Annotated in this window: 18 protein-coding genes; 16 read left to right on the top strand and 2 right to left on the bottom strand. The window is 67.6% G+C overall.

All coding sequences use genetic code 11. From position 1 onward, the window contains the following. Window positions 1–6: 6 nt before the first annotated feature. From I6H87_RS04835 to I6H87_RS04765, 15 genes are all read left to right on the top strand, one after another. Window positions 7–444 (top strand): HIT family protein, encoded by a 438-nt coding sequence (locus I6H87_RS04835; RefSeq protein ID WP_011614519.1) that lies wholly within the window; start codon window positions 7–9, stop codon window positions 442–444. Window positions 445–567: 123 nt separating this feature from the next. Then, window positions 568–2,433: an ABC transporter ATP-binding protein/permease gene (locus I6H87_RS04830; protein WP_011614520.1), complete on the top strand. Its 1,866-nt coding sequence runs from the start codon at window positions 568–570 to the stop codon at window positions 2,431–2,433. A 72-nt stretch (window positions 2,434–2,505) separates the two neighbouring features. Then, complete coding sequence (locus I6H87_RS04825) at window positions 2,506–2,928, top strand: gamma-butyrobetaine hydroxylase family protein (RefSeq protein ID WP_011614521.1); 423 nt, start codon at window positions 2,506–2,508, stop codon at window positions 2,926–2,928. A gap of 34 nt (window positions 2,929–2,962) precedes the next feature. After that, complete coding sequence (gene ubiE, locus I6H87_RS04820) at window positions 2,963–3,694, top strand: bifunctional demethylmenaquinone methyltransferase/2-methoxy-6-polyprenyl-1,4-benzoquinol methylase UbiE (RefSeq protein WP_010814445.1); 732 nt, start codon at window positions 2,963–2,965, stop codon at window positions 3,692–3,694. A 63-nt stretch (window positions 3,695–3,757) separates the two neighbouring features. Further along, window positions 3,758–4,747, top strand: coding sequence for a Tim44 domain-containing protein (locus I6H87_RS04815; RefSeq protein ID WP_011614522.1), 990 nt, complete (start codon window positions 3,758–3,760; stop codon window positions 4,745–4,747). Between the two features lie 130 nt (window positions 4,748–4,877). Then, window positions 4,878–5,567, top strand: a complete 690-nt coding sequence (locus tag I6H87_RS04810; RefSeq protein ID WP_041687137.1) for a ubiquinone biosynthesis accessory factor UbiJ — start codon at window positions 4,878–4,880, stop codon at window positions 5,565–5,567. A gap of 67 nt (window positions 5,568–5,634) precedes the next feature. Continuing rightward, on the top strand, window positions 5,635–7,212 hold the full coding sequence (gene ubiB / locus I6H87_RS04805) for a ubiquinone biosynthesis regulatory protein kinase UbiB (RefSeq protein WP_010813941.1): 1,578 nt from the start codon (window positions 5,635–5,637) through the stop codon (window positions 7,210–7,212). Window positions 7,213–7,244: 32 nt separating this feature from the next. After that, a complete protein-coding gene (locus I6H87_RS04800; RefSeq protein ID WP_010813940.1) occupies window positions 7,245–7,865 on the top strand; it encodes a methyltransferase domain-containing protein in 621 nt (206 codons plus the stop codon). Window positions 7,866–8,158: 293 nt separating this feature from the next. Then, on the top strand, window positions 8,159–9,595 hold the full coding sequence (locus I6H87_RS04795) for a high affinity choline transporter 1 (RefSeq protein ID WP_011614524.1): 1,437 nt from the start codon (window positions 8,159–8,161) through the stop codon (window positions 9,593–9,595). Window positions 9,596–9,759: 164 nt separating this feature from the next. Beyond that, window positions 9,760–10,104: an FmdB family zinc ribbon protein gene (locus I6H87_RS04790; RefSeq protein ID WP_041687139.1), complete on the top strand. Its 345-nt coding sequence runs from the start codon at window positions 9,760–9,762 to the stop codon at window positions 10,102–10,104. 14 nt (window positions 10,105–10,118) lie between these two features. Next, entirely contained in the window at window positions 10,119–10,832 is a 714-nt protein-coding gene (locus I6H87_RS04785; protein ID WP_010813937.1) for a DUF502 domain-containing protein, read from the top strand. Window positions 10,833–10,898: 66 nt separating this feature from the next. Beyond that, entirely contained in the window at window positions 10,899–12,707 is a 1,809-nt protein-coding gene (aspS, locus tag I6H87_RS04780; protein ID WP_011614526.1) for an aspartate--tRNA ligase, read from the top strand. Between the two features lie 212 nt (window positions 12,708–12,919). Next, window positions 12,920–13,831: a membrane protein gene (locus I6H87_RS04775; RefSeq protein WP_010813935.1), complete on the top strand. Its 912-nt coding sequence runs from the start codon at window positions 12,920–12,922 to the stop codon at window positions 13,829–13,831. A 98-nt stretch (window positions 13,832–13,929) separates the two neighbouring features. Beyond that, complete coding sequence (gene nudB / locus I6H87_RS04770) at window positions 13,930–14,418, top strand: dihydroneopterin triphosphate diphosphatase (protein ID WP_010813934.1); 489 nt, start codon at window positions 13,930–13,932, stop codon at window positions 14,416–14,418. Then, window positions 14,415–15,197, top strand: a complete 783-nt coding sequence (locus I6H87_RS04765) for an endonuclease/exonuclease/phosphatase family protein (RefSeq protein WP_011614527.1) — start codon at window positions 14,415–14,417, stop codon at window positions 15,195–15,197. Before nudB ends, I6H87_RS04765 begins: the two co-directional genes overlap by 4 nt. Window positions 15,198–15,199: 2 nt before the next feature. On the opposite strand, the gene mobB is transcribed toward I6H87_RS04765, so the two are convergent. Beyond that, the gene (mobB, locus tag I6H87_RS04760; RefSeq protein WP_010813932.1) at window positions 15,200–15,715 is read right to left on the bottom strand and encodes a molybdopterin-guanine dinucleotide biosynthesis protein B; all 516 of its coding nucleotides are present in this window, start codon (window positions 15,713–15,715) and stop codon (window positions 15,200–15,202) included. 92 nt (window positions 15,716–15,807) lie between these two features. On the opposite strand from mobB, the gene clsB reads away from it, so the two are divergent. Further along, window positions 15,808–17,151, top strand: coding sequence for a cardiolipin synthase ClsB (clsB, locus tag I6H87_RS04755; RefSeq protein WP_041687141.1), 1,344 nt, complete (start codon window positions 15,808–15,810; stop codon window positions 17,149–17,151). Here the strand turns inward: clsB and I6H87_RS04750 are convergent. Beyond that, window positions 17,145–17,420 carry a hypothetical protein gene (locus I6H87_RS04750; RefSeq protein WP_041687143.1) on the bottom strand — a complete coding sequence of 92 codons (276 nt, stop codon included), beginning with the start codon at window positions 17,418–17,420 and terminating at the stop codon, window positions 17,145–17,147. The genes clsB and I6H87_RS04750 overlap by 7 nt on opposite strands. Between the last annotated feature and the right edge of the window lie 83 nt (window positions 17,421–17,503).

The raw sequence follows: 17,503 nt of genomic DNA, 5'->3' as shown, positions 1-17,503 counted from the left end.
TCGACGATGGCACGCGTACCCAACTGCCCCTTGTGCGAGACCGACGGCGGCGAACTGGTCTGGATGGGCGACCGCGCCCGGCTGATCCTGGTCGAGCATGACCGTTTCCCGGGCTTCTGCCGCATCGTCTGGAACGATCACGTGGCCGAGCTGAGCGACCTGGAGGATGCCGACCAGGCCTGGCTGATGCGGCTGGTCGCACGTGTCGAACGGGTGGTGCGCGAGGTCATGGCGCCGGACAAGGTCAACCTGGCGGCCTTTGGCAACATGGTGCCGCACCTGCACTGGCATATCATCCCGCGCTACCGCTGGGACACCCATTTCCCCGAGGCAATCTGGGCCGCGCCGCAGCGCGCGGCGGATGCCGTGCGCGTGCAGGAGCTGGCCAGCCGGTTGCCGGCGCTGCGTACGGCGCTTTCGCTGCTCGAAGCCGGCGACGCCTGAGGGGCGCGCGGAACCCACGCCTGGCCGTGACCGTCTGAATGCTGTTGCCGCCGTGGCCTGCCGCCACGGTATCCAGAACAACAAGCCCGGCCGGCATCCGCTGACGGGCCAAGCACTGCCGCTATGTCCTCCACTCCGACCTCAGTCACCGTACCGGGCCCTGCCGTCCCTGCCAGGGCCCTCAAGATCCAGAGCCGGCTGCGCATGGCTGCCACGTGGGCGCTGATCAAGCCTTACTGGAAATCCGAGGACCGCCTCGCCGGGCTTGGCCTGCTGGCGCTGGTGGTGGTGCTCAACCTCGGCATCGTCTATATCAACGTGCTGCTCAACGAGTGGAACCGCGTGTTCTACAACGCGCTGGAGCAGCGCGACTACGCCTCGTTCAAGGTGCTGCTGCTGCGCTTCTCGTGGATCGCGGCGTTCTTCATCGTGGCGGCGATCTCGCGCCAGTACTACACCATGATGCTGCAGATGCGCTGGCGTACCTGGATGACCGGCCGCTTCATGGGCCACTGGCTCGGGCACCAGGCCTATTACCGCATCGAGCAGACCCACACCACCGATAACCCCGACCAGCGTATCGCCGACGATTTGCGCCTGTTCACGGACGGCGCGCTGTCGTTGTCGCTCGGGCTGCTCAACTCGGTGGTGACGCTGCTGTCCTTCGTCGGCATCCTGTGGACGGTATCGGGGCCGATCAGCTTTGCGCTGGGCGGCACCGAGTGGACCATCCCCGGCTATATGGTGTGGTTCGCGGCGGGCTATGCGGTGATCGGCTCGCTGGTGGCGCACGTGGTCGGCCGCCCGCTGATCGGCCTGAACTTCCAGCAGGAGCAGTATGAGGCGGATTTCCGTTTCACGCTGGTGCGCCTGCGCGAGAACAGCGAGCCGGTGGCGCTGTACCGCGGCGAGCCCACCGAGCAGGCCGGCCTGCGCGCGCGCTTCGACCGCATCCGCGCCAACTGGAACCAGCTGATGCGCTATACGCGGCGGCTGACCTTTGTCAGCTCCGGCTATGCGCAGTTCGCCATCATCTTCCCGATCCTGGTGGCGGCGCCGCGCTACTTCGCCGGCAAGATGACGCTCGGCGGCCTGATGCAGACCAGCTCCGCCTTCGGCCAGGTACAGGGCGCGCTGTCGTGGTTTGTCGACAGCTACGCCACGCTGGTGGGCTGGAAGGCGGCCGCCAACCGCCTGATCGATTTCCAGGAAGCGATCCGCGTGGCCGAGCGCCAGGACTTGGCGCCGGGCGGCGTGCGCGATATCGAGGTGGAACATACCGGCAAGCCGCAGAATGGCATCACCATCGACGGCCTGGCGCTGGCACTGCCGGTACGCGCCGCGCGCAGCGCGGCCGTGGGCCAACGGCCGCTGGTGGCGCCGTTCTCGCTGTCGGTCGCGCCGGGCGAGCGCTGGCTGGTCAGCGGCCCGTCCGGCTGCGGCAAGAGCGTGCTGTTCCGCGCGCTGGCGGGGATCTGGCCGTACGGCAGCGGCACCGTGACCATGCCCGACGGCGCGCGCATGCTGTTCCTGCCGCAGCGCAGCTACCTGCCGATCGGCACGCTGGCCGATGCGCTGGCTTACCCGGACGCCGGCACCGTGCATAGCGCGGAAGCGCTGCAGGCGGCGCTGCGCCAGGCGCGGCTGGCGGCGCTGGCGGACCAGCTCGACGTGTTCGACAACTGGGCGCTGCGGCTTTCGCCGGGCGAGCAGCAGCGTCTGGCCTTCGCGCGCGCGCTGCTGCAGAAGCCGGACTACCTGTTCCTGGACGAAGCCACCAGCGCGCTGGACGAGGAAACCGAAGGCGCCATGTACCGGCTGATGGTGGAGTCGCTGCCGCAGGCGGCCATCATCAGTATTGCCCACCGCAGCACCGTGGCGGCCTATCATCAACGGCGCCTGCGTTACGTGCCGCAGGACGGGGAAGCGGCCCGGGCTGCGCAAGCCGGCGAGCCTGGGGTAAGCTATCGGGTCGTATGCGAAGCGTGATGCCGTGCCGTACCGGCAGCATCGCGCGGCAATCACCCCCTCAGGAGCGACCCTAACCGGGCCGCGATCATCATGGCAGGCCTGGAAAAAGACACCCCTCATCCCACCGCGCTGACCGTCCATACGCAATCCCGCGTGCTGGAGATCGGCTTCGACAACGGCCGCAGCTTCCGGCTGCCGTTCGAGCTGCTGCGCGTGTATTCGCCGTCCGCTGAAGTCCAGGGCCACGGCCCGGGGCAGGAAGTGCTGCAGACCGGCAAGCGCGAGGTGGGCGTCAACGCGGTCGAGCCGGTCGGCAACTACGCGATCCAGATCCGCTTTACCGACGGCCACGATACCGGCATCTATTCCTGGGACCTGCTGTACCGCCTCGGCGACAACCAGGACGCGCTCTGGCAGGACTACCTGCAGCGCCTGGAAGCCGCCGGCGCCGACCGCGACACCCCGATGCCCGCCGCCGGCGCTGCCGGCGGCCACGGCTGCGGCCATCACTGAGCCGCGCCGAACCGATTACCCTGGAGTCTGAAAGATGAGTGAAACCCACTTCGGGTTTGAAAAGGTCGACGAAGCGGAAAAGGCCGACAAGGTTGCCGGCGTGTTCCATTCGGTGGCGAGCAAGTACGACGTGATGAACGACCTGATGTCGGGCGGCATGCACCGGCTCTGGAAGATGTTCACCATCGCCCAGGCTGGCGTGCGCCCCGGCCACAAGGTGCTGGACATCGCCGGCGGCACCGGTGACCTGGCCAAGGCGTTCGCGAAGCAGGCCGGCCCGACCGGAGAGGTCTGGCTGACCGACATCAACGAGTCGATGCTGCGCGTGGGCCGCGACCGGCTGCTGAACAAGGGTATCGTCACCCCGGTGTGCCTGTGCGACGCCGAGCGCATTCCGTTCCCGGACAACCACTTCGACCTGGTGACCGTGGCCTTCGGCCTGCGCAACATGACGCACAAGGATGCCGCGCTGGCCGAGATGCGCCGCGTGGTCAAGCCGGGCGGCAAGGTCATGGTGCTGGAGTTCTCCAAGGTGTGGAAACCCCTGGAGAAGGCCTACGACGTCTATTCTTTCAAGGTGCTGCCGTGGCTGGGTGAGCGGGTGGCAGGGGATGCCCCCAGCTATCGCTATCTCGCGGAATCGATCAGAATGCATCCAGACCAGGCTTCACTTGTACGCTTGATGGAACATGCCGGCCTGGAAAATGTCGAATACTTCAATCTGACGGCCGGAGTGGTGGCGCTCCACGTCGGGCGCAAGTATTAAGAAGACTTGAAATCGCCATGCCTCGCCCGCATATAGGATGAAACTGACAGGGGATAGCAGAATATGTCGTCATTTCGTGGGAAATTCCTGGTTGGGTCGCTGATCACCGCGATTGCCTTGGGAGTAATGTTCGACGCCAATGCCAAGCGCATGGGCGGTTCGCGCAGCATCGGCAAGCAATCTGAGTCGGTCACGCAGCGCCAGCAGGCGCCGCAGCCCACTTCGCCGACCCAGCAGGCGCAGCAGCCCGCACAGCAGGCGGCTCCGGCAACGGCCGGTGCGGCCGGCGCGGCCGCGGCCGCGGCGCCCAAGCGCAACTGGGGCGGCATCCTGGGCGGCATCGCCGCCGGCCTGGGTATCGGCTGGCTTCTGTCGCACTTCGGTCTGGGCGGGGCGGCGCTGAGCTTCCTGTCCAATCTGATCCTGATCGCGCTGGTGGCGTTCGCTGCGATCTGGCTGATCCGCAAGTTCCGTGGCGGCAGCAAGCGCACCCAGCAGCCGGCCTACGCCGGCGCCGGCAACGCGCCGAACCTGGGCCGCAGCGCCGAGCCCATGTTCCGCGGCGAGCCGACGCCTGTGTCTTCGGGTAGCCCGGCAGGCCCGGCCGCCAATACGGTACTGCCGGCAGCATCGGCAGCCCCGGTCGCGGCCGATGCGGTGGCCCAGCAGCCGTGGGGCGTGCCGGCCGACTTCGATACCGAAGCCTTCCTGCGCAACGCCAAGGTTCATTTCGTGCGCCTGCAGGCCGCGTGGGATGCAGGCAACCTGGACGACATCCGCGAGTTCACCACGCCGGAGATGTTCGCCGAGATCAAGATGGACCTGGCCGACCGCGGCGCCGAGGTCAACAAGACCGACGTGGTCACGCTGGAAGCCCAGCTGCTCGGCATCGAGTCGGCTGCGGCCCAGCATATCGCCAGCGTGCGCTTCTCGGGCATGATCCGCGAGAAGTCCGGCGAGGCGGCCCAGCCGTTCGGCGAGGTCTGGAACCTGGCCAAGCCTGCCAGCGGCACCGGCGGCTGGCTGCTGGCCGGCATCCAGCAAGAGTCCTGATGCCGCACCCCGCGGCGGTGATGCGCCGGGGGGAGTAGCTTAGAATGGAGGCCCACGCGAAAGCGTGGGCCTTTTTTTGTTTGGGACGCCCGACCTGCGGCGTCGCTGCCTGCCCGCCAACCGCGCTGTCATGAATACTCTGCCTTCCGCCCTGGCCATGCCCGCCATCTCGGCGCTGAACCACCTGCTTGAGCAGGAGCCGTGGGCCCGCAACCAGCTCACGCCGTTTGCCGGGCGCGTGATCCGCTTCGATGCGGCCGCCTTCGTGCTGTCGCTGAAGGTGACGGAGCACGGCTGCACCGAACCAGCGCCCGAGGCCGAGGCGCCCGCGGTGACGCTGCGTGTGCCGGTGCAGCAGTGGCCGCTGGTGGCCGCCGACGTGGCCGAAGGCGGCCAGGCCGCCGCCATGCGCCATGTCCGCATCGAGGGCGACGCCGAGCTGGCCAACACCATCTCGACGCTGGCGCGCAACCTGCGCTGGGACGCCGCCGAAGACCTGTCGCGCGCGCTGCGCGGCATCCTGGGCGGGCCGGTGAGCGACAGCGTGGCGCAGCGCGTGGTCGACGGCGCGCGCCAGGTGCATGAGCAGGCCACGCGCGTGGGCCGCGCCCTGGTCGACAACGTCACCGACTACCTGCTGGACGAGCATCCGACCCTGGTGCGCCACGCCGCGCTCGATGCCTTCGGCACCGACGTGGGCCGGCTGCGCGACAGCCTGGCCCGGCTCGAAAAACGGCTGGAGCGGCTGGAGCGCGCCGGCCCGCCGCCGGCTTCCGGACAGTCGGGCCAGTCCGGCAAGCTGCCGTCGCCGCACCGCTGAGCCGGCCGCGCCCCGATCCCATCCACCAACAACATGACTGCCTGCCCGGCCCTGTGAAGACTCCCGAATGACCCGCCTCCTGCGCCTTGGCAAGATTCTCTTCGTCATCCTCTATTACGGCCTGGACGAGCTGGTGCTCTCGGGCTTCAGCAGCCGCAGGATCCGCTTCCTGGTACGCGTCATCACCATCGGGCGCAAGCTCGAGATGCCGCGCGGCGAGCGCCTGCGGCTGGCGCTGACGCGGCTGGGCCCGATCTTCGTCAAGTTCGGCCAGGTGCTGTCGACCCGGCGCGACCTGATGCCGGCGGACATTGCCGACGAACTGGCCAAGCTGCAGGACCAGGTGCCACCGTTCGATTCGGTGGTGGCGGTGAAGATCATCGAGCGCGCGCTGGGGCGGCCGCTGGACCAGCTGTTCGAGACCTTCGAGCACCAGCCGGTGGCCAGCGCCTCGATCGCACAGGTACACTTCGCCACGCTCAAGGGCGGCCCCTGCCACGGCCGCGAGGTCGCGGTGAAGGTGCTGCGCCCGGGCATGCTGCCGGTGATCGACAGCGACCTGGCGCTGATGCGCGACATGGCCACCTGGCTGGAACGCTTCTGGGCCGACGGCAAGCGCCTGAAGCCGCGCGAGGTGGTGGCCGAGTTCGACAAGTATCTGCACGACGAACTCGACCTGATGATCGAGGCGGCCAATGCCAGCCAGCTGCGCCGCAACTTTGCCGACACCAGCCTGCTGCTGGTGCCCGAGGTGTTCTGGGACTGGTGCAGCAGCACCGTGTTCGTGATGGAGCGCATGCACGGCATCCCGATCTCGCGCACCGAGTCGCTCAAGGCCGCCGGCGTGGACATGCACCAGCTGGCGGAAGAGGGTGTCGAGATCTTCTTCACCCAGGTGTTTCGCGACGGCTTCTTCCATGCCGACATGCACCCGGGCAATATCCTGGTGTCGGTGCAGCCCGAGACCTTCGGCCGCTATATCGCGCTGGACTTCGGCATCGTCGGCGCGCTGTCCGAGTTCGACAAGAACTACCTGGCGCAGAATTTCATCGCCTTCTTCCGGCGCGACTACCACCGCGTAGCACTGCTGCACGTGGAGTCCGGCTGGGTGCCGCCAGACACCCGTGTCGAAGAGCTGGAAAGCGCCGTGCGCGCCTGCTGCGAGCCGTACTTCGACAAGCCGCTCAAGGAAATCTCGCTGGGCATGGTGCTGATGCGCCTGTTCCAGACCTCGCGCCGCTTCAATGTCGAGATCCAGCCGCAGCTGGTGCTCCTGCAGAAGACGCTGCTCAATATCGAAGGCCTGGGCCGCCAGCTCGACCCCGACCTGGACCTGTGGAAGACCGCCAAGCCTTTCCTGGAACGCTGGATGCACGAGCAGGTGGGCTGGAAGGGCGCCTGGGAGCGGGTCAAGGTGGAGGCGCCGCTGTGGGCCAAGATGCTGCCCGACTTCCCGCGCCTGGCGCACCAGTTCCTGGAGCGGCGCGCGCTGACCAGCAACGGCGAGCAGGACAAGCTGCTGGCGATGCTGGTGGTGGAGCAGCGCCGCACCAACCGGCTGCTCGGCACCGGGCTGCTGTTGCTGGGCGGCTTTGTCGCCGGCATCGTGCTGACGCATGTGCTGGGCTGGGCGGGCTACTGGTAGCGCACCCAGGCTGATCCATTTTTGAGGTGACCATGAGCGACCCTGCCAAGCCCGTGCCGACCTTCGCCACCCGCAACGCCGCCGACCCGGCATTCTGGGACGAGCGTTTCGAACAGGGCTTCACGCCCTGGGACCAGGGCGGCGTGCCCGAGGAATTCCGGCAGTTCATTGAAGGCCGTGCCCCATGTCCGACCCTGGTGCCAGGCTGTGGCAACGGCTGGGAGGCCGCGTGGCTGTTCGAGCGTGGCTGGCCGGTGACGGCAATCGACTTCTCGCCGCAGGCGGTGGCGTCGGCGCGGCAAACTCTGGGGCCGGCGGGGGTAGTGGTGCAGCAGGGCGATTTCTTTGCCTTCACGCCGCAGCCGCCGTGCGAGCTGATCTACGAACGGGCCTTCCTGTGCGCGCTGCCGCCGGCGATGCGGGCCGACTATGCCGCCCGGGTCGCGCAACTGCTGCCGCCGGGCGGCCTGCTGGCCGGCTACTTCTACCTCGGCGAAAACCGCGGCGGGCCGCCGTTCGCGATGCCGGCCGAGGCGCTGGACGCGCTGCTGGCACCGGCCTTCGAGCGACTTGAGGACCGGCCCACGGCCGCGCCGCTGCCGGTGTTCCAGGGGCAGGAGCGCTGGCAGGTCTGGCGCCGCCGGTCCGGCTGAAGCAGCCGCCGGCCAGCCCTTGTGGCGCAGGCGATGCTCCGCGTGGCGCATTTGCGCCAGCGGGGAATTTTTTTCGTCCACGCTGGTCTGCGTCGCTATAATCCGCGTTTTGATTCGGCTACGACCGCAGCCCCGGCCGCGTTTTCCGCCCAGCGCGAGAACTCCAGGCAGCTCGATATGCGGCCCCGACCGATGAATTGGACTCCGGGCAGATGCGCGCAAGCAACGTGCACTCATGCGCCGCCCGGCATTCGGTTTCTCGCCACAAGGGCACTTCTGCATAGGGCAGCGGCATGCTGATCTGGTTCGTCATCATCTACTGGGTAATCTCGGTCGGCATCGGCCTGTGGGCGGCGCTGCGCGTACGCAACACCACCGATTTCGCCGTCGCCGGGCGCAGCCTGCCATTCCATATCGTCACCGCCACCGTCTTCGCCACCTGGTTCGGCTCGGAGACGGTGCTGGGCATCCCCGCCGTATTCCTCAAGGAAGGCCTGTCGGGCGTGGTCTCCGACCCCTTCGGCTCGTCGCTGTGCCTGATCCTGGTGGGCCTGTTCTTCGCCCGGCCGTTGTACCGGATGAACCTGCTGACCATCGGCGACTACTACCACAACCGCTATGGCCGGCTGGCCGAGGTGCTGACCACGCTGTGCATCGTGGTGTCCTACCTGGGCTGGGTGGCGGCGCAGATCAAGGCGCTCGGGCTGGTGTTCTATACCGTCTCGGACGGCGCGCTGTCGCAGGAGGCCGGCATGATGATCGGCGCAGCCAGCGTGCTGGTCTATACGCTGTTCGGCGGAATGTGGTCGGTGGCCATCACCGACTTCATCCAGATGATCATCATCGTGATCGGCATGCTCTATATCGGCTACGAGGTCAGCGGCCAGGCCGGCGGCGTCACGGCGGTGGTGTCGCACGCGGCCGCGGCCGGCAAGTTCGAGTTCCTGCCGTCGCTGGATTTCATACAGATCATCGGCTTCGCGGCGGCGCTGTTCACCATGATGCTGGGCTCGATCCCGCAGCAGGACGTGTTCCAGCGCGTGACCTCGTCGCGCACCGAGCAGATCGCCGGGCGCGCCTCGGTGCTGGGCGGCGTGCTGTACTTCTGCTTCGCCTTTATCCCGATGTTCCTGGCGTATTCGGCCACGCTGATCGACCCCGGCATGGTGGCCAGGTACATCGACACCGATTCGCAGCTGATCCTGCCGAAGCTGATCCTGCAGCACGCACCGATGTTCGCCCAGGTGATGTTCTTCGGCGCGCTGCTGTCGGCGATCAAGAGTTGCGCGTCGGCCACGCTGCTGGCGCCGTCGGTGACCTTTGCCGAGAACATCCTGCGCCCGTACTTCCGCCACCTCGACGACCGGCAGTTCCTGCGCGTGATGCAGACCGTGGTGCTGGTGTTCACCGCGCTGGTGACGCTGTTCGCGCTCAACTCGCACCTGTCGATCTTTCATATGGTCGAAAATGCCTATAAGGTCACCCTGGTCTCGTCCTTCGTGCCATTGGCCTTCGGCATGTTCTGGAAGCACGCCACCCGCCAGGGCGGGCTGGCGGCGATCCTGCTGGGCCTGTCCTCCTGGCTGACCTGCGAGGTGGCCTTTGCCGATGCCGTGGTGCCGCCGCAAATGGTGGGCCTGCTGTTCTCGATCAGCGGCATGGTGATCGGTTCACTGCTGCCGCAGTGGATTGCAGATCACGCGCCGGTCAAGGAAGTGCATATCGCCTGACGGCCCGGGGTCTGCCACCCCCTCATTTCCGGCGATCAGGCGGCCCCGGAACGGTTTATAATTCAAGGCTTTGCATCGTCGCACGGGAACTTCCCGCGGCCGCCATGGCCCGCGCCGATGTCCGCCTTTGTACCAATTCCGAAGTTTTCTCGCGAAATAACACCATGCCGATCTATGCCTACCGTTGCGACGCCTGCGGCCACGGGCGCGATGTGCTGCAGAAAATGAGCGATGCCCCGCTGACGGACTGCCCGTCGTGCGGCACCGCCGGCGCGTTCAAGAAACAGCTGACCGCTGCTGGTTTCCAGCTCAAGGGCTCGGGCTGGTACGTGACCGACTTCCGCGGCGGCAGCGCCGGCACGCCGACAGCGACCGGCGCCGCTGGTGGCGCCGCTGCAGCGGCGGCCAGCACCCCGGCGGCGGCTGAATCGCCGGCCAGTCCTGCCTCGTCCGCTTCGGCCACGCCCGCGGCAGCCGGCGGCTGCGGCAGCGCCTGCGCCTGCCATTGAGCCGGACCCGCCCCGTGGTTGCCAAGAAGACTTCCGCCCTGAAAACCTGGTTCCTGACCGGGCTGCTGGTGCTGGTGCCGCTGGGCATCACGCTGTGGGTGCTCAGCCTGATCATCGGCACGATGGACCAGAGCCTGGCGCTGCTGCCCGAGGCCTGGCGCCCGGACCGGCTGATGTTCGGCAAGCGCGTGACGGGCCTGGGCGCCATCCTCACGCTGCTGGTCATCCTGCTGGTCGGCCTGCTGGCGCATAACTTCATCGGCCAGCGCCTGGTGCGCTGGTGGGAAGCGCTGCTGGGCCATATCCCGGTGGTGGGCCCGATCTACACCAGCGTCAAGCAGGTCTCGGACACGCTGCTGTCGTCCTCGGGCAACGCCTTCCGCAAGGCGCTGCTGGTGCAGTACCCGCGCGAGGGCTCGTGGACCATCGCCTTCCTGACCGGGCGCCCCGGCGGCGACGTGCAGAACCACCTGCAGGGCGAATACGTCAGCGTCTACGTGCCGACCACGCCGAATCCGACCTCGGGCTTCTTCCTGATGATGCCCAAGGCCGACACCATCGAACTCGACATGACCGTCGACGCCGCGCTCAAGTACATCGTCTCGATGGGCGTGGTGGCACCGGCGGAATTGCCGCGCAAGAACGGCAGCATGTCCCGGCCGGCAGCCCCGGCCAATCCGGCCGGCAGGGCCAGCAGCGAGGAAACGGTCGAGACGACCGATCCTTAAGCATCCAATCTGATCACGGGCCGCCCGATGTGCTTCGGGCGGCCGCGTTTTACCGGGAATCTCCTTATGTCCTCCATGCGTACTCACTACTGCGGTCTGGTGACCGAACAATTCTCGGGCCAGGAAGTGGCCCTGACCGGCTGGGTCCAGCGCCGCCGCGACCATGGCGGCGTGATCTTCATCGACCTGCGCGACCGCGAAGGCCTGGTGCAGGTGGTGTGCGACCCGGACCGCCCCGAGATGTTCAAGGCCGCCGAAGAGATCCGCAATGAGTTCTGCATCCGCGTCACCGGCAAGGTCCGTCCGCGTCCGGCCGGCACCGAGAACGCCAACCTGACCTCGGGCAAGATCGAGGTGCTGTGCCATGAGCTGACCGTGCTGAACCCGTCGGTCACGCCCCCGTTCCAGCTCGACGACGACAACCTGTCGGAAACCACGCGCCTGACGCACCGCGTGCTGGACCTGCGCCGCCCGCAGATGCAGTACAACCTGCGCCTGCGCTACAAGGTGGCGATGGAAGTGCGCAAGTTCCTCGATGCGCAGGGCTTTATCGACATCGAGACCCCGATGCTGGGCAAGAGCACGCCCGAAGGCGCGCGCGACTACCTGGTGCCGTCGCGGGTCAACCCGGGCCATTTCTTCGCGCTGCCGCAGTCGCCGCAGATCTTCAAGCAGATGCTGATGGTCTCCGGCTTCGACCGCTACTACCAGATCACCAAGTGCTTCCGCGACGAAGACCTGCGTGCCGACCGCCAGCCGGAATTCACGCAGATCGACTGCGAGACCTCGTTCCTGACCGAGCAGGAGATCCGCGACCTGTTCGAGGACATGATGCGCACGGTGTTCAAGAACGCCATCGACGTCGACCTGGACGCCAGGTTCCCGGTGATGGAGTTCCGCGAGGCCATGGCCCGCTTCGGCTCGGACAAGCCTGACCTGCGCGTCAAGCTGGAATTCACCGAGCTGACCGAGGTGATGAAGGACGTCGACTTCAAGGTGTTCTCGAGCCCCGCCAACAGCGACAACGGCCGCGTGGTCGGCCTGCGCGTGCCGGGCGGCGGTGCGATCTCGCGCGGCGAGATCGACGCCTACACCCAGTTCGTCGGCATCTACGGCGCCAAGGGACTGGCCTGGATCAAGGTCAACGAAGTGGCCAAGGGCCGCGACGGCCTGCAATCGCCGATCGTCAAGAACCTGCACGACGCCGCCATTGCCGAGATCCTCAAGCGCACCGGCGCCCAGGACGGCGACATCATCTTCTTCGGCGCCGACAAGGCCAAGGTGGTCAACGACTCGATCGGCGCGCTGCGCCTGAAGATCGGCCACTCTGACTTCGGCAAGGCCAACGGCCTGTTCGAAGACACCTGGAAGCCGCTGTGGGTGGTCGACTTCCCGATGTTCGAGTACGACGAGGAAGACGCGCGCTGGGTGGCCATGCACCACCCGTTCACCAGCCCCAAGGACGAGCACCTGGAATACCTGGAGACCGACCCGGGCAAGTGCCTGGCCAAGGCCTACGACATGGTGCTGAACGGCTGGGAAATGGGCGGCGGCTCGGTGCGGATTTTCCGTTCGGACATCCAGAGCAAGGTGTTCCGCGCGCTCAACATCAATGACGATGAAGCCCGCGCCAAGTTCGGCTACCTGCTGGACGCGCTGCAGTACGGCGCGCCTCCGCACGGCGGCCTGGCCTTCGGCCTGGACCGCATCGTCACGATGATGGCCGGCGCCGACTCGATCCGCGACGTGATCGCCTTCCCGAAAACCCAGCGCGCCCAGGACCTGCTGACCCAGGCCCCGAGCTCGGTCGACGAGAAGCAACTGCGCGAACTGCACATCCGCCTGCGCGCCACGGAGCCCAAGCCGACGGCCTGAGTTGCCTGAAGTCCGCAAGGAAGCCGCGCGATTGCGCGGCTTTTTTGCTTTATGCGCAACGTCTGGGCGCCTGCGCTGTGAGGCGCGCGGCGCATTGGTTTCGATTTGTTACCGGTCGGAACGAAGGGCGCCGCGGCGGGGTCTGCTCTCTTTGACACGTAATTTGCCGAGCGGCCTCGCAATGAAGGCTTCCGGCACTCGGGAGGAAATTCGTGACCCTGGATATCGACCTGATCCGCCAGTTCCTGCTGGCCCATGACCAAACCATCCTGACCTGGCTGGTGGCCGGACTGGTGATGATGCTGCTGGCGCGCTTCGAGCTGCGCCGCGCCGTGCGCCGCTCGGCGCAGGCCATGTCTGAATCGGTGGCCACCACGGTGGCCGCCTGCGTGCCCGACATCGCCCATGCGGTGCAGTCGGCCGCGCCCGCCGCGGCGGCCGAGCCGGTGGAAATGCAGCGTGCCGAAGCGCTGCGCCGGCTGGCGCTGGATACCGTCGGCGTGGTCATGACGCGCGGGCGCTGGCTGGACGAGCTCGGCAACCTGCGCCTGGCCGACGACGCCTTGCTGGCCGGCCAGCGCGCCGACGGCGCCGACCCGCTGCTGGTGGTGGCGCCGCAGCCGGTGGTGCAGGCCTACCTGGATGCGCAGCGCGTGTTCGAGGACGAGGCCGCGCAGGTGCAGGCACTGCGCCGCGACGCCCAGCGCGTGCAGGAGGCGCTGCAGGCCCTGGACGCCGAGGTTGCCCATATCGAGCAGGAAACCGGCAGCATCGTGCTGCGTTTCGAGCAGGTCAACGCGCAGGCGGCGCAGGGCATGGATGGCGGCGATTACCAGCGCTTCCTGATCCAGAAGTACAACTCGCTGGGACAGCGCGAGAAGGAAATCGCGCTGGAGCGCACGCGGCTGCAGGGCGAGGTCCGGCACCGCGCCGACGCGCTGGCCACGCACGCGCATGGCGCGTCCAAGCGCTACCGCCAGGCGCTGGCGCCGCTGATGGACCAGCTGCGTGCCGCCTGGGGCCACGGCGATTCGCCCCAGGTGTTCGACACCTGGCAGCGCACTGCCGCCGACGAGCCGTACCTGGCACCCCGTGCCACCTATGGCACGCGCAGCGCCGCCTGAAGGCCGCCGAGGGTCGACCCGGGCGTGCGCCGCCACGCTTTCGCGTGGCAACGTGGCACGGCTGCGCTATCCTTGGGTTTGTCCTTTCGCCCAGACCCATGTCCTACAAGATCCCGGAATCCGTGCTGGTGGTGATTTACACGCCAGATCTTCAAGTCTTGCTGCTGGAACGCGCCGATCGCCCGGGGTTCTGGCAGTCCGTGACCGGCAGCCTCGACACCCTGGACGAACCCCTGGCCCTGACCGCCGCGCGTGAAGTGGCCGAGGAAACCGGCATCATCGCCGGCGAGCACCAGCTGACCGACTGGGCCCACACCATCCAGTACGAGATCTACCCGCAGTGGCGCCACCGCTACGCCGAAGGCGTCACGCGCAATACCGAGCACTGGTTCGGGCTGCGCGTGCAGCAGGCGCTGCCGGTGACGCTGGCGCCACGCGAACACCTGCAATACCAGTGGCTGCCGTGGGAGCAGGCGGCGCAGCAATGCTTTTCCAGCAGCAATGCCGAGGCCATCCGCCAGCTCGCCTGGCGCGCGGCCGGGGCTGGCGCTGGCGAGCGGCAGGCGGTATACGGAGCGCAGCCATGAAGCTGCGCGTGGTCACCTACAACATCCACAAGGGAGTGACCGGCATCTCGCGGCGCCCGCGCATCCAGAACGTGCGCGCCGGCCTGCATGCGATGGATGCGGACATCGTCTTCCTGCAGGAAGTGCAGGACCGCAACGACCGGCTGGTGGCCGCGGCGCTGTTCGATCCGGAGCATACGCAGCTCAACTACCTGGCCACTGACGCCTATCCGCACTCGGTCTACGGCCGCAACGCGGTCTATGACTACGGCCATCACGGCAACGCGATCCTGTCGCGCCACCCGATCCTGATGTCCGAAAACCTGGATATTTCCGACCACCGCTTCGAGCAGCGCGGGCTGCTGCATGCGGTGGCGGATGTGCACGGGGTGGAAACCCACCTGATCTGCGTGCATTTCGGCCTGTTCGCGCGCAGCCGCGTGCGCCAGGCCGAGGCCCTGGTGGAGCGTGTGCGCACCGTGGTGCCCGCGGGCATGCCGCTGGTGATCGCCGGCGACTTCAACGACTGGAACCACCGGCTCGATGCGCAGATCTGCAATACGCTGGGCGCGGTCGAGGCCTCGCACGCGCGCGGTGCGCGGCTGCATACCTTCCCCAGCCATATGCCGTGGTGGCAGCTCGACCGCATCTATGTGCGCGGCTACGAGATCGAGCGCGCGCATGCGCTGACCGGCCGCGACTGGGCGCAGCGCTCGGATCACGTGCCGCTGGTGGCGGAACTGGGGCATCCGCGGGGCGAGCTGGCCATGCCCGCGGAGCCCGCCGGCAAGGCCGCCTGAATTCAGCGCGCGCTGTCCGGATAGTCGCGGATGAAGGCGAACACCGCCTGCGGGTCGTTCAGGTCCAGCACCGGCAGCGCGGTCATGGCAGCGACCGCGGCAGGGTCGTCGCTTGCCACCGCCACCACGCCCGGCACCTCGTCCCACAGCGGCGTGCGCCCCAGTGCCGGGCGATATACCTCCAGCTTGGGAAAATCACTGCGCTTGTAGCCCTCCACCAGCACCAGTTCGGTGTCGGCCGGCAGCACGGCGAGCGCATCGTCCAGTTCGGGCGAGGGCACCGCTTCCGGGTAGTGGCGCATCAGCGTAAGGTGGCGCGCGCCGACCAGCACGACATTGGCGCAGCCGGCCTCGCGCATGCGCCAGGAGTCCTTGCCGGGCGTGTCGGGGTCAAAGCCGTGATGGGTATGCTTGACGCCGGCCACGCGCAGGCCGGCGGCGACGAAACAGGGGATGAGCTGGTCCAGCAGCGTGGTCTTGCCGCTGCCGGACGATCCGGTAATGCCGAATACCTTCACAATGGGTTCCGTGGGGGCGTCAGTCGTCGCTTGCCCGTCGCTGGCTGCGCGGGCAAGCATCAGTCTCGACGATAGCAGAGATGCGCCTGCCAATGTGCGCGCGGCGCCTTGCGCCCGGCAATCTGTCCGATAATCACGGCATGTCACGGATCTCCCACTCCGCTCATGCCGACACCCGCGCGCACGACCCCGCAGCGGCCGGCGACCACGCGCCGCGCCGCCACATGCTGCGCTGGACCTGGCGCCGCGGCAAGCCCACCACCGGCAATGCGGTGCGGCTGCTGCACGGCGGCCAGGACTTCTTCCCCGCGCTGATCGCCGCCATCGACCAGGCCGCGTTCCAGGTGATGCTGGAAACCTACATCTATGCCGATGACGAGGTCGGCCGCGCGGTCAGCGACGCGCTGATCCGCGCCGCCGCGCGCGGCGTGACCGTGCGCGTGACCGTGGACGGATTCGGCGCCGGCGACATGCCCGCCGAGCTGGCCGCGCGGCTGCGCGCCGGCGGCGTGCAACTGCGCGTATTCCGCATGCTGCGCGGCTTCCGGCTGGCGCGGCGCCACCTGCGCCGGCTGCACCGCAAGCTGGCGGTGATCGACCGGCGCGTGGCTTTTGTCGGCGGCATCAATATCATCGACGACCACAACCACGGCCCGTTCGAAGGCGCCAACCTGGGGCCGCGCTATGACTTCGCGGTGCAGGTCGGCGGCCCGCTGGTGGACGGCATCGCGCTGTCCGCCGAGCGGCTCTGGTGGCGCTTGTCGCTGCGCGATATGCACGGCACCGAACGCGCCGCCGCGGTGGCCGACTACCCGCTGGTCACCGACCTGCCGCCGCGCCCGGAAGCCGCGGGCGGCGTACGCGCCGCGCTGCTGCTGCGCGATAACCTGCGCAACCGCCGCACCATCGAGCGCGAATACCTGCGCGCGCTGGGCGCCGCGCGCCACGACGTGATCCTTGCCAACGCCTACTTCCTGCCTGGCCACAAGATGCGGCGCGCGCTGCTGGCCTGCCGCGCGCGCGGCGTGCGCGTGCGGCTGCTGCTGCAGGGGCGGGTCGAATACCGGCTGCAGCACTACGCCACCCATGCGCTGTATGCCTCGCTGCTGGAGGCCGGCGTCGAGATCTACGAGTATGCCGAGAGCTTCCTGCACGCCAAGGTGGGCGTGGTCGACGAGGCCTGGGCCACGGTCGGGTCGAGCAATATGGACCCGTTCAGCCTGCTGCTCGCGCGCGAAGCCAACGTCGCCGTTTATGATGCGGCCTTCGCCGCTGAACTGCGCACCGCGCTGGAATACGCCATTGCGCACCGCAGCGTGCGCGTGATGCCCGAGGTGCATGCGCGCCGCTCGCCGCTGCACCGGCTGGCCAACTGGGCGGCCTATATGCTGCTGCGCCTGGGTGTCGTCATTGCCGGTGTCGCGGGGCGCTACTGAACGACAGCCGCGAACGCGGTGTGCGTTTGCTGCCATGCGGCAGGGCGCTCGCTGCAACCGGTCGCGGCGCAAGCCATGACCGACATGACGGACATGCTGCATTGCAGTCCGTTTAGAAACAGCGGTCTAATTAAAAGCTTGATGGTCGGCTGCTGCGCCAGAATAATCTGAACGACCGTTCTTTTTTGGCTTAGACTGCGTGCATTCGCGGTATGCACCGGCAAATCCGCCGGTTCGGCCGCAAGCAAATAATGCAACGTCAGGGTCATACGCGGGGCCGCAGCAGGGTCCCGCAGAACGGAGAAAAAACATGCGACACCAGTCAGCCCGTCTCGAATCCGCCGCCGCCTCC

This window comes from Cupriavidus necator (genome assembly GCF_016127575.1).
Classification (GTDB): Bacteria; Pseudomonadota; Gammaproteobacteria; order Burkholderiales; family Burkholderiaceae; genus Cupriavidus; species Cupriavidus necator_D.
Note: the sequence above shows the minus strand (reverse complement) of the source record. Positions and strands in the feature narration are given on the sequence as shown.